We start from the raw sequence: 14,503 nt of genomic DNA on the forward strand, positions 1-14,503 counted from the left end.
ATGAAGAGAATCCCGATGGCGCTTCCTGATCTGGATGAAAGCGATATCGAAGCGGTGATTGAGGTTCTGCGCAGCGGCAGGCTGGCGCTGGGGCAGCGGGCGGAGGAGTTCGAGCGGCTTATTTGCGAATACATCGGGGTGGAGCACGCCGTAGCGGTGAGCTCCGGGACGGCGGCCTTGCACCTGATAGTGCGGGCGTTAGGAATCGGCCCTGGGGATGAGGTGCTGGTGCCATCCTTTACCTTCGCGGCCAGCGTCAACGTCATCCTATACGTGGGTGCGACGCCCGTTTTCGTGGACATCGATCCGGAAACTTACTGCCTCGACCCCCAGGAACTGGAGCGGAAGATCACTCCCAGGACGAAGGCGGTCCTGGCGGTGGACGTTTTCGGACACCCGGCGGAGTGGGATGCCATCCTGGAGGTTGCGGGGAGGCACGGTCTCAGGGTGATCGATGACTCCTGCGAGGCGCTGGGGGCCGAGTACAAAGGGAAAAAGGTTGGGCAGTTCGGGGATGCTGCCGCCTTCGCCTTCTATCCCAACAAGCAGATCACCACCGGCGAGGGAGGGATCATCGTCACCTCCGATGAAGAGATCGCCCGGCTTTGCCGGAGCATGCGCAACCAGGGGCGGGGGGAGATGGGGGCATGGCTGTATCACGAGCGGCTGGGGTTCAACTACCGGATGGACGAGATGTCCGCTGCCCTCGGGGTTTCCCAGCTCAGGCGCATCGAGACATTCCTGGCGAAGCGGGAGCAGGTGGCCCGGTGGTATGGCGAGCGCCTGGCCGGGCTGGATTGGGTGCGGCCTCCGGTGGTGAAGCCTTACGTAAAGATGAGCTGGTTTGTGTATGTGGTCACCCTGGCGGAAGGAATCAAGCGGGATGCCGTGATGCGCTCACTGGAGGAGCAGGGGATTCCTACCCGCGGTTATTTCTCGCCTATCCATCTGCAGCCCTATATTCGGGAGCGGTTCGGAACCCGGGAAGGAGAGCTTCCGGTCACCGAGTCTGTAGCCCGAAGGACCATTGCCCTTCCCTTTCACAATAATCTCTCCGAGTCTGAGGTGGACCTGGTGGTGAAGGCTCTTGAAAACGCCGTAAGATGAGCCGAAAACAAGGGGACGGTTTTCTTGTTTGCGCGCACTGTTTGTTCTTGTTTGTTTCGCCGAGTACCTGGCGGAAGACGACATTGTGCGCTTTGATGACGATTTTGGGCGGGATGTCGTCGCGGTTGATTAAGTGTTCATTAGGGAAGATCTGTTAAGAGAAGCCCAGGAATAGCAGGAAAAAAATCGGGAAGAAATAATCAGGCCGGGAGAGGAGGAGGGAGACAAGGGGACGGTTCTTTTGTCTATTGGAGGATAGGCAAAAGGAGCCGTTTTTTGATGTAAGGGACTTTCCGGCAGGGTAGTTGAATCTGGATAGAGTATAGTGTCCAGCGGACTCGGCCAGATCTTTTACATCTGGTGTTGTACAATAATACGCTCAAGATATGATGATGCCTCCAAGGGCGAAGCGGAAGAGCTTGAAGTGGAAGATTGAAGAAGGCAGCCGGGGAGGGCATAAAAAATGGCGGGTCTCCCGCCACCTGGTTGATTTTGACTCTCTGTTAGACTCTTTTAAACTCCAGACATCACCGCCGGCCATTTTGAAGATTTCGAAGTGATGTTCCCAACTGGCCAACTCTTTTGCATCGATTTTTACCGGAGTGACCCCGAATGTACGGTAGAAAGTGAAAAAGTCATCTGTTTCGATGCCGTATTTTTTCTGAAATTCGAGCAATACCTGCTGCGAATGCTCCGGTTCCTTTACAAATACGAAACCCGCTTCCTCCCCAAACAGGTCCTTTAAGTCATTCAAGTACATGATACTCCCCACCAACCTTGAGTGATCATATGATCTCATACTCACAGTAATTGACTTGTTTACTAAAAAAGTATTTCCGCTTTTGGCTGAATTTATAATTAATAATCGAGAATTAAATATAGCTTGCAAGTAGATTAAAACTTATTGCGGTTGAACAGTCAAACTAAAAACACTCAGTAAATTGAATGTATTCAGGTGAATGTAGGCTCTACCTACCATTTTCTTATGGAATTCCCTAATAAACGAAAAAATTTTCGTCCCCAGGCAGTAAGTATTGATAACCCCAACTATCCCTAACTCCTTTTTCCGACTTGATGTCCCTCTTGCCGGTAACCAGGGACCCCTCGTCAGGGGACCGTTTGTCCTGCAACCCTGCGCTGTGGTCGGTGATTCTCTCATGGCAGAGACCGGAACACGGTAATATCGCAGCAGCAGTACCCGGTCGAAAGGGAAAAGGTGCCTGTTAAATCCTGCTTTTCGTACCTATGGGCGAACGGGGAATGGAATGTTATATGAGCCTTGAGAGGTTCTTAATTGAGCGTGCCCTGCTTTTCCGTGTCCCGGGGATTAGAAAGATAAACTCGGTGGAAGAGACACCTGCGACCGTAACCGTATATGTCGGTGATGCCGGGGGCGAGGCCCCCCACCGAGCTTCTTGCGGCTGCCAAAGAGGTGCGGAAAAGCACCGGCCGATCACAGTTCGGCACAAACAAAGGGACGGTTCTCATGTTTGCGCCTGCAGGCAGGGGCAGGCGGCGAAACACGAGGTCGAAAAACCAAGCGGCAGACCTGTTGGTGTCCTGCACCAGGATGGAAAAACCGGAGCGAGACAAAATCTTACATGATTGTCAGCAGGACCGCCCCCCTGTTTTGGCGTTCCCCTGATTGTAAAGCGAACTTAGAGCGATAACCGCGTGTAGCAATGTTACAAAGGGGGTAGTGTTTTCCAATAGACTTCGCACACGAAATTTATGGGACCCCTTGCTTTGGGTGTGGGTTCTGTGAAAAGCGGGAGGTTTTATTTACGCAGGCGCGTTTTCAGAGTGGCTCTAAAGAGCAGGTTTACCTTGCTGGTTGTGTTTTCTCCTGATAGAATAATCACCAGGAATTAATCCGTTTGGGAGGAACTGTATTACTGCCTGGTTAATTTGGGAGAACAGGGAGAAGAAGGTTGTGAGGCAATGAAAGCGAGGTTTCCGGAGATCTTCAACTGCAGGGTGGCACCCAATGCAGGAGTTTTTGGGAAGTGGTAAATATGAATCCTATTAAATTTGGCAGAATAATACCAGATACCCTCAAGATCGAAATTGATTATAACGGAGGTTTATGCTATGCGCCAGTTTAAAATTATAGTGGAGAAGCATCAGGACGGGTACGTGGCGTACCCTCTTGGATTAAAGGGAATTATAGTTGGCCAGGGGGATACCTGCGAAGAGGCGCTCGCTGACGTAAAATCTGCCATTCGGTTTCACATTGAAACTTTTGGAGAAGAGGTATTAGAAACTGACTCACCCGTACTTGAGGTTTTTGTGACTGAAGCAGGAGTGGCCGTATAGTGGTCAAATTTCCAGTAGATGCCCCCAAACAAAGGGTTATTAAGGCACTTGAAATTTTAGGTTTTCAGCTTGTTAGAGAACGAAGCATATTGCGATGGTTCGCAAAAACCCGGATGGTACCCGAACTCCGCTGACAATGCCAAATCATCCAAGAATAAAAGCTTCCACCTTAAGAACTATTTGTACTCAAGCAGGTATTTCCAGAGAAGAATTCTTAAAAGCGTATGATCAGGCGTAAAAACTCTGGACAAACAAAGGGACGGTTCTCATGTTTGCGCCTGCAAGCAAGGGCAGGTGCAGAGAAGGGCAGGCGGCGAAACACGAAGTCGAAAAATCAAGCGGCAGACCTGTTGGTGTCCTGCACCAGGATGGAAAAACCGGAGCGGGACAAAATTCTTGCATGATTCTCAGCAGGACCGCTCCACTGTTTTGGCAGACAGCAGGACCGTTTCCCTGTTTTCCTGGACCGGACCGGGTGCTGGACCATCTGTTTGCCGCCGGCTCCCTGGAAGAAGCCCGGAACATCATCTGGGAGAAGCTGAGCAGGTTCATTCAGTAACCTATGGGCGAACGGGGAATGGAATGTTATATGAGCCTTGAGAGGTTCTTAATTGAGCGTGCCCTGCTTTTCCGGCGCCAGGTGGCGCAAATCACCTTTCCACTGGGTGCAAGAACAGGTGGATCTCTTGGGTCTGGGCCTCGACCTGGCTTTCCTGAATAAGAATTTTCTGCGAGGTTTTGAGCCCAGGACAAGGTATTTTAGGTCCAATTTTTTAATTAATATAACACCCTTGAAACCTTTCAGAAATTTTTGAAACAGGAAGGAGGCAAAATTATGCAAAGACGATTTAAAGTCGTTTTAGAATGGAACGAAGAGGATGGGGGGTATACCGTTACAGTACCGGCTTTGCCGGGATGTATAACCGAAGGAGATACTCTCGAGGAAGCATTAAGAAATGCTGAAGAAGCTATTACTGGCTATCTCGAAGCATTAAAGATTCAGGGCCGGCCGATTCCCGAAAAAGACGCAAAACTATTTTTTGGAGAAGTTGAGGTTTCATTATGACGCGCCTTCCCAGGGTTTCCGGCAAAGACGTTGTAGCAGCCTTGCGCCGAGCAAGATTTAAACTTCTTTATGTTTGAATCACCTGCCGGCCATCTTGTCACGGTTCCTGTACATGGCAAAAAGTTACTCAAACCAAAAACCTTGAAAAGTATCCTAACCCAAGCTGACCTTTCAGTTGACGAGCTCATTGAATTGCTATAAATCTTAGAAAAAAAGAATTTGGAAGCCAATTAACTCTGACACAAAAAATCGCTTCAAAAAACTAATCCCGGCGGCAATGATTGTGATCCCATTTTGGTTCATTGCCGTTATTCTCTGGCAAATCACAAGAAAGCTCTTCTATCTACCGATTTTCCGCATTAACCAAATTTTAATCTAAACTTCCTAAAAAGAGACAGTTTTTGGAAGTTTGAAGTTTTGTGAAAACTGGCGGCTTTATCTTTAAAGCCTTAAGAATTTGGCATTAAAGGAGAAACATTACCAATCTGCTGCACAATCTGGCCATTGACCGTCAAAGTCACGCGTCAAGTGGAGATCGGAGCATTTTCAGGGCATCTCTGCCGGAGGTAGCTAATTTTTCTCTTTGACAGACCTTATTGAATATCATGTTGAACCGCAATCGTACGTACAAAAGAACTTTAACGAGTCAGCCGGTTATACGAGAAGCACCGGCGGAAGATATTACCGGTGGCCGTGTTCGGCTACGACCGGGCGCATGCTGGCCCGGATGAAGCTGGACCCGGCTCGGATGGAGTTGCTGGCCGCTTTTTTCGAGACCTACCTGAAGCTGAACCGCGAGGAAGAAGAACAGCTTTACCGGGAATTGGGTAAAATAGACAAAAAAGAGGTTGATGCCATTATGCAAATAACCACCAGCTGGCATGAAAAAGGCCGTGCGGAGGGCCTTGCGCAAGGCCGCGCAGAAGGCCGTGCGGAGGGCCTTGTGGAAGGTAAAATTAAAGCAAAGCAGGAGGTCATATGCAGGTACCTGGCCCGCAGGTTTGGAGCGGATTCTGCCGCCATACAGGAAAAGGTGCCGCAACTGACCGACATGGATGCGCTGGACCGGGTGCTGGACCAGCTGTTTGCCGCCGGCTCCCTGGAAGAAGCCCGGAACATCATCTGGGAGGAGCTGAGCAGGTTCATTCAGTAAGTGTATCTTTCGATTATTCCGACCCAACCTTCTCAGCGCTATGCTTTTAAACCCCTCGCAGCTTGTTTCATCCCGAAAAAGCTGATGTGGACCTCCTCCTTGTGGTTCGACCATTCACGATCTTGCTTGCCGCTCGATGACCCCCGAACTCAAGGAGATCTACAAAAAAATAGTGGCGTCGCACCGCGCTCATCGCCGGAAGATTTACAGCTTGATCAAACGACCTGTGCTATAATGGTGGCAAAAAAAGAGTGCCGGTCAGCCGAAGCTTTAATGCATCGTGAACTGAAAAAAGAAACAGAAAAACAGGAGGGTTTTGCGTCATGCCCCAAGTGTACCATTATACCGTGATTCTGGAGCGGGAAGAAGAGGGGGGTTTCCACGCTTTTTGTCCTGCTTTACCCGGGTGCCATTCCCAGGGGGAATCGCTAGAGGAAACGCTTTCGAACATCCGGGAAGCGATTCTGGCTTATCTGGAAAGTCTCAAGGCACATAACGAACCGCTGCCCCGGGAAGATCTCTTGATTAAGCCTGTAGAGGTTGCTTTATGACAAGAAAGCTCCCTGTGGTTACAGCGAAAGAAGTAATCCGGGTTGCGGAACGTATAGGGTTTGTTTTTGACCGGCAAAAGGGAGCCATGCGGTTTATTACCGGCCGTCGGACAAGCGTCGTGTCGTTGTTCCTGTACATTCAGGTAGAGAAATTTATCAACTCTTCTTTTTTTGTAGTTTTTCTAGCAGTTCCCGGCTCTTTGTGGTGGACAACGCCGACTGGCTCGTCGGCGGCCTTATGGCTCCGGGCGGCGCTATTTTCGGCTACGTCAATCTTTTCAACACCTTTGAAGGTTGCGTGGTGCTGAGCAAAGAACCCATGGCTTACGGCCTCGATTGTGATTGTGGGGCAATTTATATCGTGGACGTACCTCACCGGGTCACCCACCGGTACAGCCTGGTCGAACTGGTAGCAAACTTCGTACAACAAGGTGCCGTGGACTGAGATGAGGATCTTATTTTATCCTCGCCAGTGCCCGGTTTACCTCGTTGATGTAAAAATACTCCGGGTCAAACTTTTTGCCGCCAGTATCCTTTTCTGCCCAGAGCAGATAATTGTTGTATTCCTGGTGTTTGGGGTTTCGTATAACGCGCAGGAAGTCCTGGTACCCACCAATGCCGCCGACATCCTCCGGCGGCCTGTGGCGGGCACCGGCAATACACAAGGGATAGTGCCGTCCTTCTTCGGCCGTTAGTGTTTTTTCCAGAACGACCTCGTGCTGCCAGTTGTCTCCGAAATCATAGGTATAAATACATCTTTTGCGCTCTATGAGCAGCTCGTCGATTTTTGTTCTTTTGGCGTTAAGCTCTTTTTTGCCGCCGTATAATTCACCCGGGGCATAATCAGGGTCGGGAATATGAACAACCATATCACCTAGGTCAAAATCAAAAAGGTGATAATCCTGCCAGCCGAAAGAGGCCTGAATGATTTTGTGCAGTTTATAGAAGGTGATGTTTTGCGGCACCAAAATCCGCCTCCAGATGGGCGGTTCGATTTCCAGTAAAGTTATTTTTAGCTGATACACAGTACTCACCAAGTCAACCTCCAATCTGTCTGCTTATTCCGGCAGTGCTTCAGTTATCATTACCGTATGTATGGGGCTTTCCGGTCATACCACGTTAGAGCAGTTTTATTCTGTAGCGGTTTCCACCGCGGTGCAACTCTGGGATTTCCTGCCTGAATTGTACCATTTCCTCAAACAGACGGCAATATACGCCTTCAAAGGCTGTCACCTCCGGGGGCCAAGCTGCTGTTGAAAGGTAGCCGGGGCTATGTGGCATATGTGGTGTCTAATGTAATGAAAGCAAGCTTCCGGAGATCTTCAACTGCAGGGTGGCACCTCATGCAGGAGTTTTTGGGAAGTGGTAAATATGAATTAAAGTTGGCGGAATAACACCAGGGCAAACAAAGGGACGGTTCTCATGTTTGCACAAGCAGACAAGGGTAAGTGATGAAACACGGAATCACAAAAAATATAAAAAATGTTAAGTGGTAGACCTGTTAGTGTTCTGCACCAGATGGAAAAACCGGAGCGGGATAAAAAGCGGGATAAAATCCTGCAGAAAAATCAAGGTGATAGAGGGGAGCAGCCTTAGACAGATTTCGAGGATAATCTTTTCGGTAAGCTGTTGCCATAACCACTTACTGGGTTTATAATAGCGTACAGAAAGAACTGCTTGGAGGGTATGAAATGGAACAGGTTATAGTGAGAGTTTCCAGTAAGCGACAAATAACCTTGCCTGCCGCAATTTATAAAAAGCTCGGCATCCAGCCGGGACAAAAACTGTTATTAGAAGTTCAAGGGGACAAAATTATTCTTTCGCCGAAAACTACAAGTTATACGGAACTGCTGGCCGGTTCATTGAAGAACGTCTACGGCCGAACTCCAGAAGAGGTCAACGCTTATATCAGGAAGGAACGCGAAACATGGGACAGGACGCTTTCTTAAACAGAATTGCCCATGTCAAACGCTTATTACTCGACACCAATGCAATAATCTATTTTTTGCAAGGTATTAGCCCTTACGACACCGTTTTAAATCCTTTATTCCATCTTTTTGAAGAAGGAAGACTCCAAGCTGTCATTTCTGTGATTACTGAAGCCGAACTCCTGGTTGGGCCGCTTAAAAAAAATGACAAAGAAGCCTTAGCAAGGGTAAGGCTACTGCTCAATGAGTTTCCGGGCATGAAAGTAATCTCGATTTCGCGCCAGATTGGCCAGATGGCCGCTTCTATTAGAGTTGAAACTAATTTGCCTCTGCCCGATGCGCTCATCATTGCCACGGCTAAGGCAGCTGGTTGCGATGCAATTATTGGAAACGATCAATCCTGGTCTAGAATTGATACGCCGGAGGTACTCCTTCTTGATGATTATGTTTTCTTTCATCCCGCCTGCTTACGGCCCCGATGAGAACCGTTCTTTCGGCGTCGAGAATCTCGTAGAGGATGCGGATGTTCCCGACACGTAGCCTGTAGTAGTTCTTTTCGAGGCAGATACAGCCTAGCGGTCGCGGTTCTTCAGCCAGCCCTTCCAGGGCGCGCCGCACTTTCTCCTGCTCTGCCGGTGTTAGCCTCGCGTAATCGTGGCGGAAGCGGTTGACATTCTTGGGTTTAACGCTGTACACGACCCTGTTCTTCAACTTCCCGCATTATCTCGAATACGTCCTTATCCTCGGGGTTGTCGGTGGGTTGCTCGAAGATTTCCCGGGCCAGTCTGATGTCCTGGACCAGCTCGTAGGACTCCAGCAGTTCCCTGTAGGCTTCTGCGCTTAGCAGCACCCCTTCTACCTCGTTGTTCCTGAGGATCAGCAGCGGCTTCTCCTTACACTTGGCCAGATATTTCCCCAGCGACCTGGAGAGGGCGGTGACGCTGACCAGGCTGTCGATGTCGAATGAAAGCACAGGAAACACCTCCATTTGAGGATTATTCTATATAAAATAGTGCGCAATATCAAGCGAAAAATTATCGGGGGCCGTGTAAAATTTGCACAAACAGAGGGACGGTTCTCATGGGCACAAACAGAGGGACGGTTCTCATGTTTGCGCAAGCAGTCAAGGGTAAGTGACGAGAACCGGACAGCTTCGAGATTGTCTTCCCCTTCCTGGATGTTCTAAATTTCCGGTTTTACAAACTGGAGTTAAAAAAACTTGACTGGCGGGAGTACATCCATAGCGACAATCCGGTAGCAGCGGCGCTGTTAAGCAAAATGGGCAGCACTTTCTCTATCTCCCAGTTGCACCCCCAGGATCTTCCAGTAGCCATCGGCAGTGATGCCGATGGCTACGAGGAGAGACTCTTTGCTCACAGTGAAGCGTTTTATCGGCAGGTTTAAGCCGTCAAAGAAGATATAGATGTTATCTTCAATAGGCTGCTCCAGCCAGGTACGCATCCCTAGCAAAACTTTCAAACACCAGAAGGGGATGTATCTGGGCTGGTGCCAAGACGGGAAAGGTGAATAGAGGAGAGGCAGTCATGTAGTCATGTAGCACAGTTTTGGCTGCTTTTTTTATTTTTTTCTTCGGATGTAAGCCAGATGTAGGCAGGATTTTTCTTTTCCTGAAGGATTTGGAGGATAACTGTCGAATTATACCAAAAAGAGGTAAATATTGCTGTAGGTGAGTGGAAGATATGTTAGTAGGAAAGAGCTCGTTTTATCGGGCTTCTCCTTTGATGTTTGAACTTTATGAGAATCTCATAAGTGAGTTTGAAAATGATGAGAGATACTCAGGTTTTAAGGACCATGCTCGACCTACTGCAGACAATTATCCTCAGATGGCAGGAACCTTGTATCGTCATTTCCCAGCTCATTTTTATAAAGCGCAGGATTTATAAACTCCTACCAGAAAAAGTATGGTGATAGAGCGTCTATTTGTGAGCAGGAGAGTGTCGTTGTAGTAGACGTGGGAGCTGGGGTAGGAACTTTTAGCTTAGCTTTAATGGATTTAGTAATGCAGGAAAAAGCAAAAGGCGCTGATGTTTGTGAGAAATTTTATTTGATCCTGATCGAACCCAATGTGTTATATCACGAAGTAGCCAATGAATTATTAAAACAATGTGCGCAAGGGTCAAATCTACAGGTTAAATGGACGATAATTGCTGGAAAGTTTCCTGATGAACCATGTCTAAGTGAAGTATTGGAAAGAGTGGCTGGGTATGATTCTAAATTTGTGATAATTGCCATGAGTAATCTGTGGAACTGGCTAGAAGATGGAAAAAGTCTCCTCGATATTTTTTTGCCGTGGCGGCGAAAGACGGAAGCAGAAACAGTATATGATAGAGCGTGTAATTTCTTAAAAGAGTTTGCGGAGAATACTCCGGCGTTGCAGGTTGCATTATTATCAGTCGAAACTAAGGAGCCAAAGCTTCGCAAGAAACTGGATAAATTTTACAAAAGGTTAAAGCAGGCTTCGCAGGATATTTATATCTTGAAGGGCCCAGACACAAATTTTATAAGATACGAGAACTTCCCAAGATCTTATTATAGAGAAGTGAAAACGAAGATTGAGCACGTGAATAGCTATAATGCTGCCTTTGCAGTTTTTGGTTTGATTGTGAACAAAATGAGCGAGCTAGAAAATTTAAAAAGGGCGTATTTTAAGAGCCGCCAGGCATTGCGATGGGAGTTTCCTTGTGATGAAGTTGAAATCAAACTGTTTGAACAAGATCTCGAACACAACCTGAAGCAACTGGGAAAAAGGATCCTTACCGGTTACAATTTTGGGGAATTTCTACTGGAGTATGAAGTGCCGAAAAATGATAAAGAGACAAGGCCAAGGGTTATGGACAGTTTAAGTGATAGTATAGTTGGGGCCGCGTTTTTAGATGTTGTGGGTAGAGGTATAGACAGGAACTTTTGTAGGACGAGTTATGGTAACAGGATCAATGAAAAAATTGATAGTGAATATATGTATAAGTATTTTTGGCATTCGTATCGAAATTTCATGTATAAACCGAAAAGTTGGTTCGCAAAAAACGGTTTTAATTTTTTTGTGAAGATGGATATCAAGTCTTTTTATCCTTCGGTAAAACAGGAGAAATTAATTGAAAAGCTTATCAGGTTATTACCTGCAAAAGAACCGAGAGTATTAAACTTGTTAAATTCTATGATTAAAAGATCAATTTTTGGTTCTCCTGAAGGTTGTGGTATACCCCAGGGGCCGATCTGTAGCGGTTTTTTAGCGAATTGTTATTTAGACGAATTTGACCGCGAAATGGAAGCCAAATTGGGACCAAATGGATATCGGAGATATGTGGATGATATGATTATCTACACACATGATGAGGAAAGTTGTAAAGAATCGATCAAGTATGTGTCGGAAAAATTATGTGAGTTAGGGTTAAAAAATCATACAGGTAGAAAGCTGAAAGAGGGAACGATTGAAGATTATTTATCATTGATTGAGCGTGATCGGGAAGTGGATGATTTCCAGAAGGATTTATCGAGAATCTTGAGGGGGTTGTATAGTTTAGATTGGAATAACTACCGCGAGTTTATAAGAAAACCTGATGAGTTCGTCAGGTTATATAGTGAGTGCCTTCGGACTATTGGAGTTATTATCAACCCTGAGTGGTTGCGGAGAAAGCTTTTGCTTGGAAAAGGCTTGAGTGCGGCTTTATCCTTTGTGTCCAGGTATTTTAGTTCTCAAATGTACCGCGTAAATTTCCTCATCCTGCCAAATTACTCAATGCAAATGAGTGGGCAAAGGATTTTAAGTCGAAAAATTTGAAACTAGTAAAAAAACTCAAGCGGTTAAAAGAGGAATTGGAAAATAGGCTACAACGGCTTTACGACTGTTACGGAGATCTTTCAACAACTGGGCTTGATGCCGATATTAGAAAAAAGATAACGGCGAAATACAGATTTTACACATACAGAGCAAGTATCTTGTCTTCGCCTGGAATAATCCCCGTAATAAAGAAAATTTTACCGTCCCCGTGGTTATATAATATAACTGTTTTGCGGAGTTACCCGGCATTGATCCCGGACCTTGTTCGAATATTAGAGAATGAGAGTTCTGAATACCTAAAGTATGTAGCTATTTGGGCATTGGGTGAAATGAAGCCAAACTGTTCCAATGCTGTCTCAGCTTTAACCAAAATTTTGTTTTTTGATGAAAGTTTAGGCATCAAGCTGATGGCATCTCAGTCACTGCTAAAGATTGATTACTGGGATGGATTTGATTGGGAGAGGTTAGAGCAAGAGATTTTGAAAATGCAGAAAATACCCCGCTTATTGAAAAATCTAATTCTTATCTGGGGCCGCAGTGGTTCTGATAAATTAAAGTTGAATTGGATGAGAGCGTTAGAGAAGATGAAAATGTAGCGAATGCATTGAGGTGGATAAACAGATGTAGTGACAACGTTATGCGTATACCAGATAAATTGCCGGAGTACGTTAGAGGTAAGGAATATCCCTTGATGGAGCCTGGCCTTGATATCTCGGCATACAGTTCGTATTATTAGGGTTATTAAGGGTGTTATTATCAATGAAAAGGAGGCAAATGGTTGTAAGTTTCGAGAAACGATGAAATTGAACTTAAGTTCGAAGATCTTTAGCGTGAGGGGAAAGATACTGATGATCGTTTCGGCCAGCAGGAGGACAGACATACCGGCTTTTTACGGAGAATGGCTGTATCGCCGCGTTGAAGAAGGCTGGGCGGTGGCTGTTAACCCTTTTACTAAGGCTGCGGTCATGGTGTCGCTGGATCCCCAGGACGTTTATGCACTCGTGCTCTGGTCGAAGAATTTCCGGCCGTTTTTGCCCTACCTGGAGTACCTGGATCAGCGCAAGTATAACCTTTATTTTCTGTTCACGATCACCGGGATGAGTGGCCAGTTTGAACCTCATGTTCCCCCGAAGGAGGAGATGGTTGAGGTTTTCCGTTATCTCTCAGAGAGGTATTCCCCAGAACATGTCCAGTGGAGGTTTGACCCGATCCTGATAACAACTGAGATGGGTCGGGATTATTATCTGGAGAGGTTTGAATACATGGCCAGGAGGCTCAAGGGTTATACCCGGCGTTGTTACATAAGTTTCGCCAACCGCTACCGCAAGGTTGAGGTGCGCTTTCAGAAGAGGTTTGGGAATTCCAGCAGATGGTTGGAGTTGGAGCTGGAGGAGAAGCAGAAGCTGGTGCGGGAGATGGCGCAAATCGCTGAGAGGTACGGTATCAGCTTGTATAGCTGTTGCCAGCCCGAACTGGTAGGAGAAGGCGTAAAGAGGGGCAGTTGTGTAGATTACCTTTATATGACCGCGGTTTTCGGGGAATTAATACCTGCGCCCAAAAAATCTCCGACCAGGGCCGGGTGCTGCTGCTATGAGAGCATCGACATCGGCATGTACGACACCTGTCTTCACGACTGTGTATACTGTTACGCCAATCAGGATCACTGGAGGGCTCTTAAGAGGTATCGTGCTCACAGGCCCGAGAGTCCGAGTTTGCTGCCAGGAGAATGTAAATTTAACGAGAACAAGGGTAGCAATCGAATCCCCGGCCTTTTCTGCCAGCCAAAATTAATTTCGTGAGTGGGGGTATTTTTAACCTCCGGGTTGCTCCTCTCAAGACTCAAACTCGCTGGTTTATTTTTGTGCTGGGGCGGGAGTTCCTGTTTATGCCAGGTATCGGATGAATCGAAGTTTCTATAATTCTGGAGTGTATAATTCTGGAAGTGTTGTAAACCGGTAAATTTTTTGAGAGGGAGTTTTAAGGCAAGTTGACTGACCGGTGGTTATCCCCGAAGTTATAGATAGGAGAGATCAAAAATCTACCTTAAGCTCGAGGAGCGAGCGACAAATTCGGCCGCGGTTGCTGAACTGCTTTCGGCTGTGAACCGTGCTTGTTACGATGCTTTCCAGCGTGCCCAACACTGAAAAACCTGTCGCCCCTCGAATTAGCTTTGCTGATCTTGAGTGCTTTTTTCCATGATATTGGCATGTGCCCGGCAGAAGACGATGTTGCGGCCTTCAAAAAAACAATTAGAAAATCATCAAGATGAAACAAGCAGCCAGCAGCGGTTAGCCGATTGGATTAGAACTTCCCATGCGGCTCGGAGCGAAAGAATTGTCAGGAAATGAGTTTGAACTATCAGAACGTTGTATTGAGAGGGAGATTAAGGCTTGCAACGAAGTTTTGATAAAAATGCACGGTTTGCTCAAAGCAGAAGAGATTTCGAAATCTACCAGCTGAATTTGCCGCATCAAGTTGACTGCAGTCAAATTCGCCCAAAAGTTGACCATGACGGGAATCCTTTAGGCATCCTTGGTGCGGGAGTAGCCTGAGTACCAGACTGAACCAAGCAGTCTTCACTTC

Annotated in this window: 17 protein-coding genes and 3 pseudogenes; 15 read left to right on the forward strand and 5 right to left on the reverse strand. The window is 47.0% G+C overall.

Annotation, left to right across the window (positions count from 1 at the left end):
- On the forward strand, positions 1-1,107 hold the full coding sequence (locus HPY58_10125; protein NPV29986.1) for a DegT/DnrJ/EryC1/StrS family aminotransferase: 1,107 nt from the start codon (positions 1-3) through the stop codon (positions 1,105-1,107).
- Between the two features lie 379 nt (positions 1,108-1,486).
- On the opposite strand, the gene HPY58_10130 is transcribed toward HPY58_10125, so the two are convergent.
- Positions 1,487-1,867: a hypothetical protein gene (locus HPY58_10130; GenBank protein ID NPV29987.1), complete on the reverse strand. Its 381-nt coding sequence runs from the start codon at positions 1,865-1,867 to the stop codon at positions 1,487-1,489.
- Between the two features lie 1,331 nt (positions 1,868-3,198).
- Between HPY58_10130 and HPY58_10135 the strand changes: the two genes are divergently transcribed.
- The 8 genes and pseudogenes from HPY58_10135 (at position 3,199) to HPY58_10170 (ending at position 6,638) form a co-directional block, all read left to right on the forward strand.
- The gene (locus HPY58_10135; GenBank protein NPV29988.1) at positions 3,199-3,423 is read left to right on the forward strand and encodes a type II toxin-antitoxin system HicB family antitoxin; all 225 of its coding nucleotides are present in this window, start codon (positions 3,199-3,201) and stop codon (positions 3,421-3,423) included.
- Positions 3,423-3,661 (forward strand): annotated as a pseudogene (locus tag HPY58_10140) (type II toxin-antitoxin system HicA family toxin). Before HPY58_10135 ends, HPY58_10140 begins: the two are co-directional and overlap by 1 nt.
- 162 nt (positions 3,662-3,823) lie before the next feature.
- Entirely contained in the window at positions 3,824-3,982 is a 159-nt protein-coding gene (locus tag HPY58_10145) for a hypothetical protein (protein NPV29989.1), read from the forward strand.
- 276 nt (positions 3,983-4,258) lie between these two features.
- A complete protein-coding gene (locus HPY58_10150) occupies positions 4,259-4,489 on the forward strand; it encodes a type II toxin-antitoxin system HicB family antitoxin (protein NPV29990.1) in 231 nt (76 codons plus the stop codon).
- Positions 4,483-4,690, forward strand: a pseudogene (locus HPY58_10155) (addiction module toxin, HicA family). Before HPY58_10150 ends, HPY58_10155 begins: the two are co-directional and overlap by 7 nt.
- A 391-nt stretch (positions 4,691-5,081) precedes the next feature.
- A pseudogene (locus tag HPY58_10160) lies at positions 5,082-5,642 on the forward strand (transposase).
- 323 nt (positions 5,643-5,965) lie between these two features.
- A complete protein-coding gene (locus HPY58_10165; GenBank protein ID NPV29991.1) occupies positions 5,966-6,193 on the forward strand; it encodes a type II toxin-antitoxin system HicB family antitoxin in 228 nt (75 codons plus the stop codon).
- A gap of 205 nt (positions 6,194-6,398) precedes the next feature.
- Positions 6,399-6,638, forward strand: a complete 240-nt coding sequence (locus HPY58_10170) for a hypothetical protein (GenBank protein ID NPV29992.1) — start codon at positions 6,399-6,401, stop codon at positions 6,636-6,638.
- Positions 6,639-6,648: 10 nt separating this feature from the next.
- Here HPY58_10170 and HPY58_10175 read toward each other — a convergent pair whose 3' ends face one another.
- Positions 6,649-7,227, reverse strand: coding sequence for a plasmid pRiA4b ORF-3 family protein (locus tag HPY58_10175; GenBank protein NPV29993.1), 579 nt, complete (start codon positions 7,225-7,227; stop codon positions 6,649-6,651).
- Positions 7,228-7,884: 657 nt separating this feature from the next.
- Between HPY58_10175 and HPY58_10180 the strand changes: the two genes are divergently transcribed.
- Both HPY58_10180 and HPY58_10185 read left to right on the forward strand, forming a co-directional pair.
- Complete coding sequence (locus HPY58_10180; GenBank protein ID NPV29994.1) at positions 7,885-8,142, forward strand: AbrB/MazE/SpoVT family DNA-binding domain-containing protein; 258 nt, start codon at positions 7,885-7,887, stop codon at positions 8,140-8,142.
- Positions 8,121-8,603, forward strand: a complete 483-nt coding sequence (locus HPY58_10185; GenBank protein ID NPV29995.1) for a PIN domain-containing protein — start codon at positions 8,121-8,123, stop codon at positions 8,601-8,603. The genes HPY58_10180 and HPY58_10185 overlap by 22 nt, the downstream gene beginning before the upstream one ends.
- Here HPY58_10185 and HPY58_10190 read toward each other — a convergent pair.
- The 3 genes from HPY58_10190 to HPY58_10200 form a co-directional block, all read right to left on the reverse strand.
- Positions 8,527-8,832 carry a type II toxin-antitoxin system RelE/ParE family toxin gene (locus HPY58_10190; protein NPV29996.1) on the reverse strand — a complete coding sequence of 102 codons (306 nt, stop codon included), beginning with the start codon at positions 8,830-8,832 and terminating at the stop codon, positions 8,527-8,529. The genes HPY58_10185 and HPY58_10190 overlap by 77 nt on opposite strands.
- Entirely contained in the window at positions 8,804-9,094 is a 291-nt protein-coding gene (locus HPY58_10195; protein ID NPV29997.1) for a type II toxin-antitoxin system Phd/YefM family antitoxin, read from the reverse strand. The genes HPY58_10190 and HPY58_10195 overlap by 29 nt, the downstream gene beginning before the upstream one ends.
- A 296-nt stretch (positions 9,095-9,390) precedes the next feature.
- On the reverse strand, positions 9,391-9,591 hold the full coding sequence (locus tag HPY58_10200; protein NPV29998.1) for a hypothetical protein: 201 nt from the start codon (positions 9,589-9,591) through the stop codon (positions 9,391-9,393).
- Between the two features lie 221 nt (positions 9,592-9,812).
- On the opposite strand from HPY58_10200, the gene HPY58_10205 reads away from it, so the two are divergent.
- From HPY58_10205 to HPY58_10220, 4 genes are all read left to right on the forward strand, one after another.
- Positions 9,813-10,025, forward strand: coding sequence for a hypothetical protein (locus HPY58_10205; protein NPV29999.1), 213 nt, complete (start codon positions 9,813-9,815; stop codon positions 10,023-10,025).
- A 68-nt stretch (positions 10,026-10,093) separates the two neighbouring features.
- A complete protein-coding gene (locus HPY58_10210; GenBank protein NPV30000.1) occupies positions 10,094-11,920 on the forward strand; it encodes a hypothetical protein in 1,827 nt (608 codons plus the stop codon).
- The gene (locus HPY58_10215) at positions 11,917-12,516 is read left to right on the forward strand and encodes a HEAT repeat domain-containing protein (protein ID NPV30001.1); all 600 of its coding nucleotides are present in this window, start codon (positions 11,917-11,919) and stop codon (positions 12,514-12,516) included. The genes HPY58_10210 and HPY58_10215 overlap by 4 nt, the downstream gene beginning before the upstream one ends.
- 108 nt (positions 12,517-12,624) lie before the next feature.
- Positions 12,625-13,719, forward strand: coding sequence for a DUF1848 domain-containing protein (locus HPY58_10220; GenBank protein ID NPV30002.1), 1,095 nt, complete (start codon positions 12,625-12,627; stop codon positions 13,717-13,719).
- The last annotated feature ends 784 nt before the right edge of the window (positions 13,720-14,503 follow it).

It is taken from the genome of Bacillota bacterium (assembly GCA_013177945.1).
Taxonomy (GTDB): Bacteria; Bacillota; DSM-12270; order Thermacetogeniales; family Thermacetogeniaceae; genus Ch130.

Excerpts from the sequence above, each read along its gene's own strand:
- HPY58_10125 (NPV29986.1), top strand. The coding sequence starts at position 1 with ATGAAGAGAATCCCGATGGCGCTTCCTGATCTGGATGAAAGCGATATC.
- HPY58_10130 (NPV29987.1), bottom strand. The coding sequence starts at position 1,867 with ATGTACTTGAATGACTTAAAGGACCTGTTTGGGGAGGAAGCGGGTTTC.
- HPY58_10135 (NPV29988.1), top strand. The coding sequence starts at position 3,199 with ATGCGCCAGTTTAAAATTATAGTGGAGAAGCATCAGGACGGGTACGTG.
- HPY58_10145 (NPV29989.1), top strand. The coding sequence starts at position 3,824 with ATGATTCTCAGCAGGACCGCTCCACTGTTTTGGCAGACAGCAGGACCG.
- HPY58_10150 (NPV29990.1), top strand. The coding sequence starts at position 4,259 with ATGCAAAGACGATTTAAAGTCGTTTTAGAATGGAACGAAGAGGATGGG.
- HPY58_10165 (NPV29991.1), top strand. The coding sequence starts at position 5,966 with ATGCCCCAAGTGTACCATTATACCGTGATTCTGGAGCGGGAAGAAGAG.
- HPY58_10180 (NPV29994.1), top strand. The coding sequence starts at position 7,885 with ATGGAACAGGTTATAGTGAGAGTTTCCAGTAAGCGACAAATAACCTTG.
- HPY58_10185 (NPV29995.1), top strand. The coding sequence starts at position 8,121 with ATGGGACAGGACGCTTTCTTAAACAGAATTGCCCATGTCAAACGCTTA.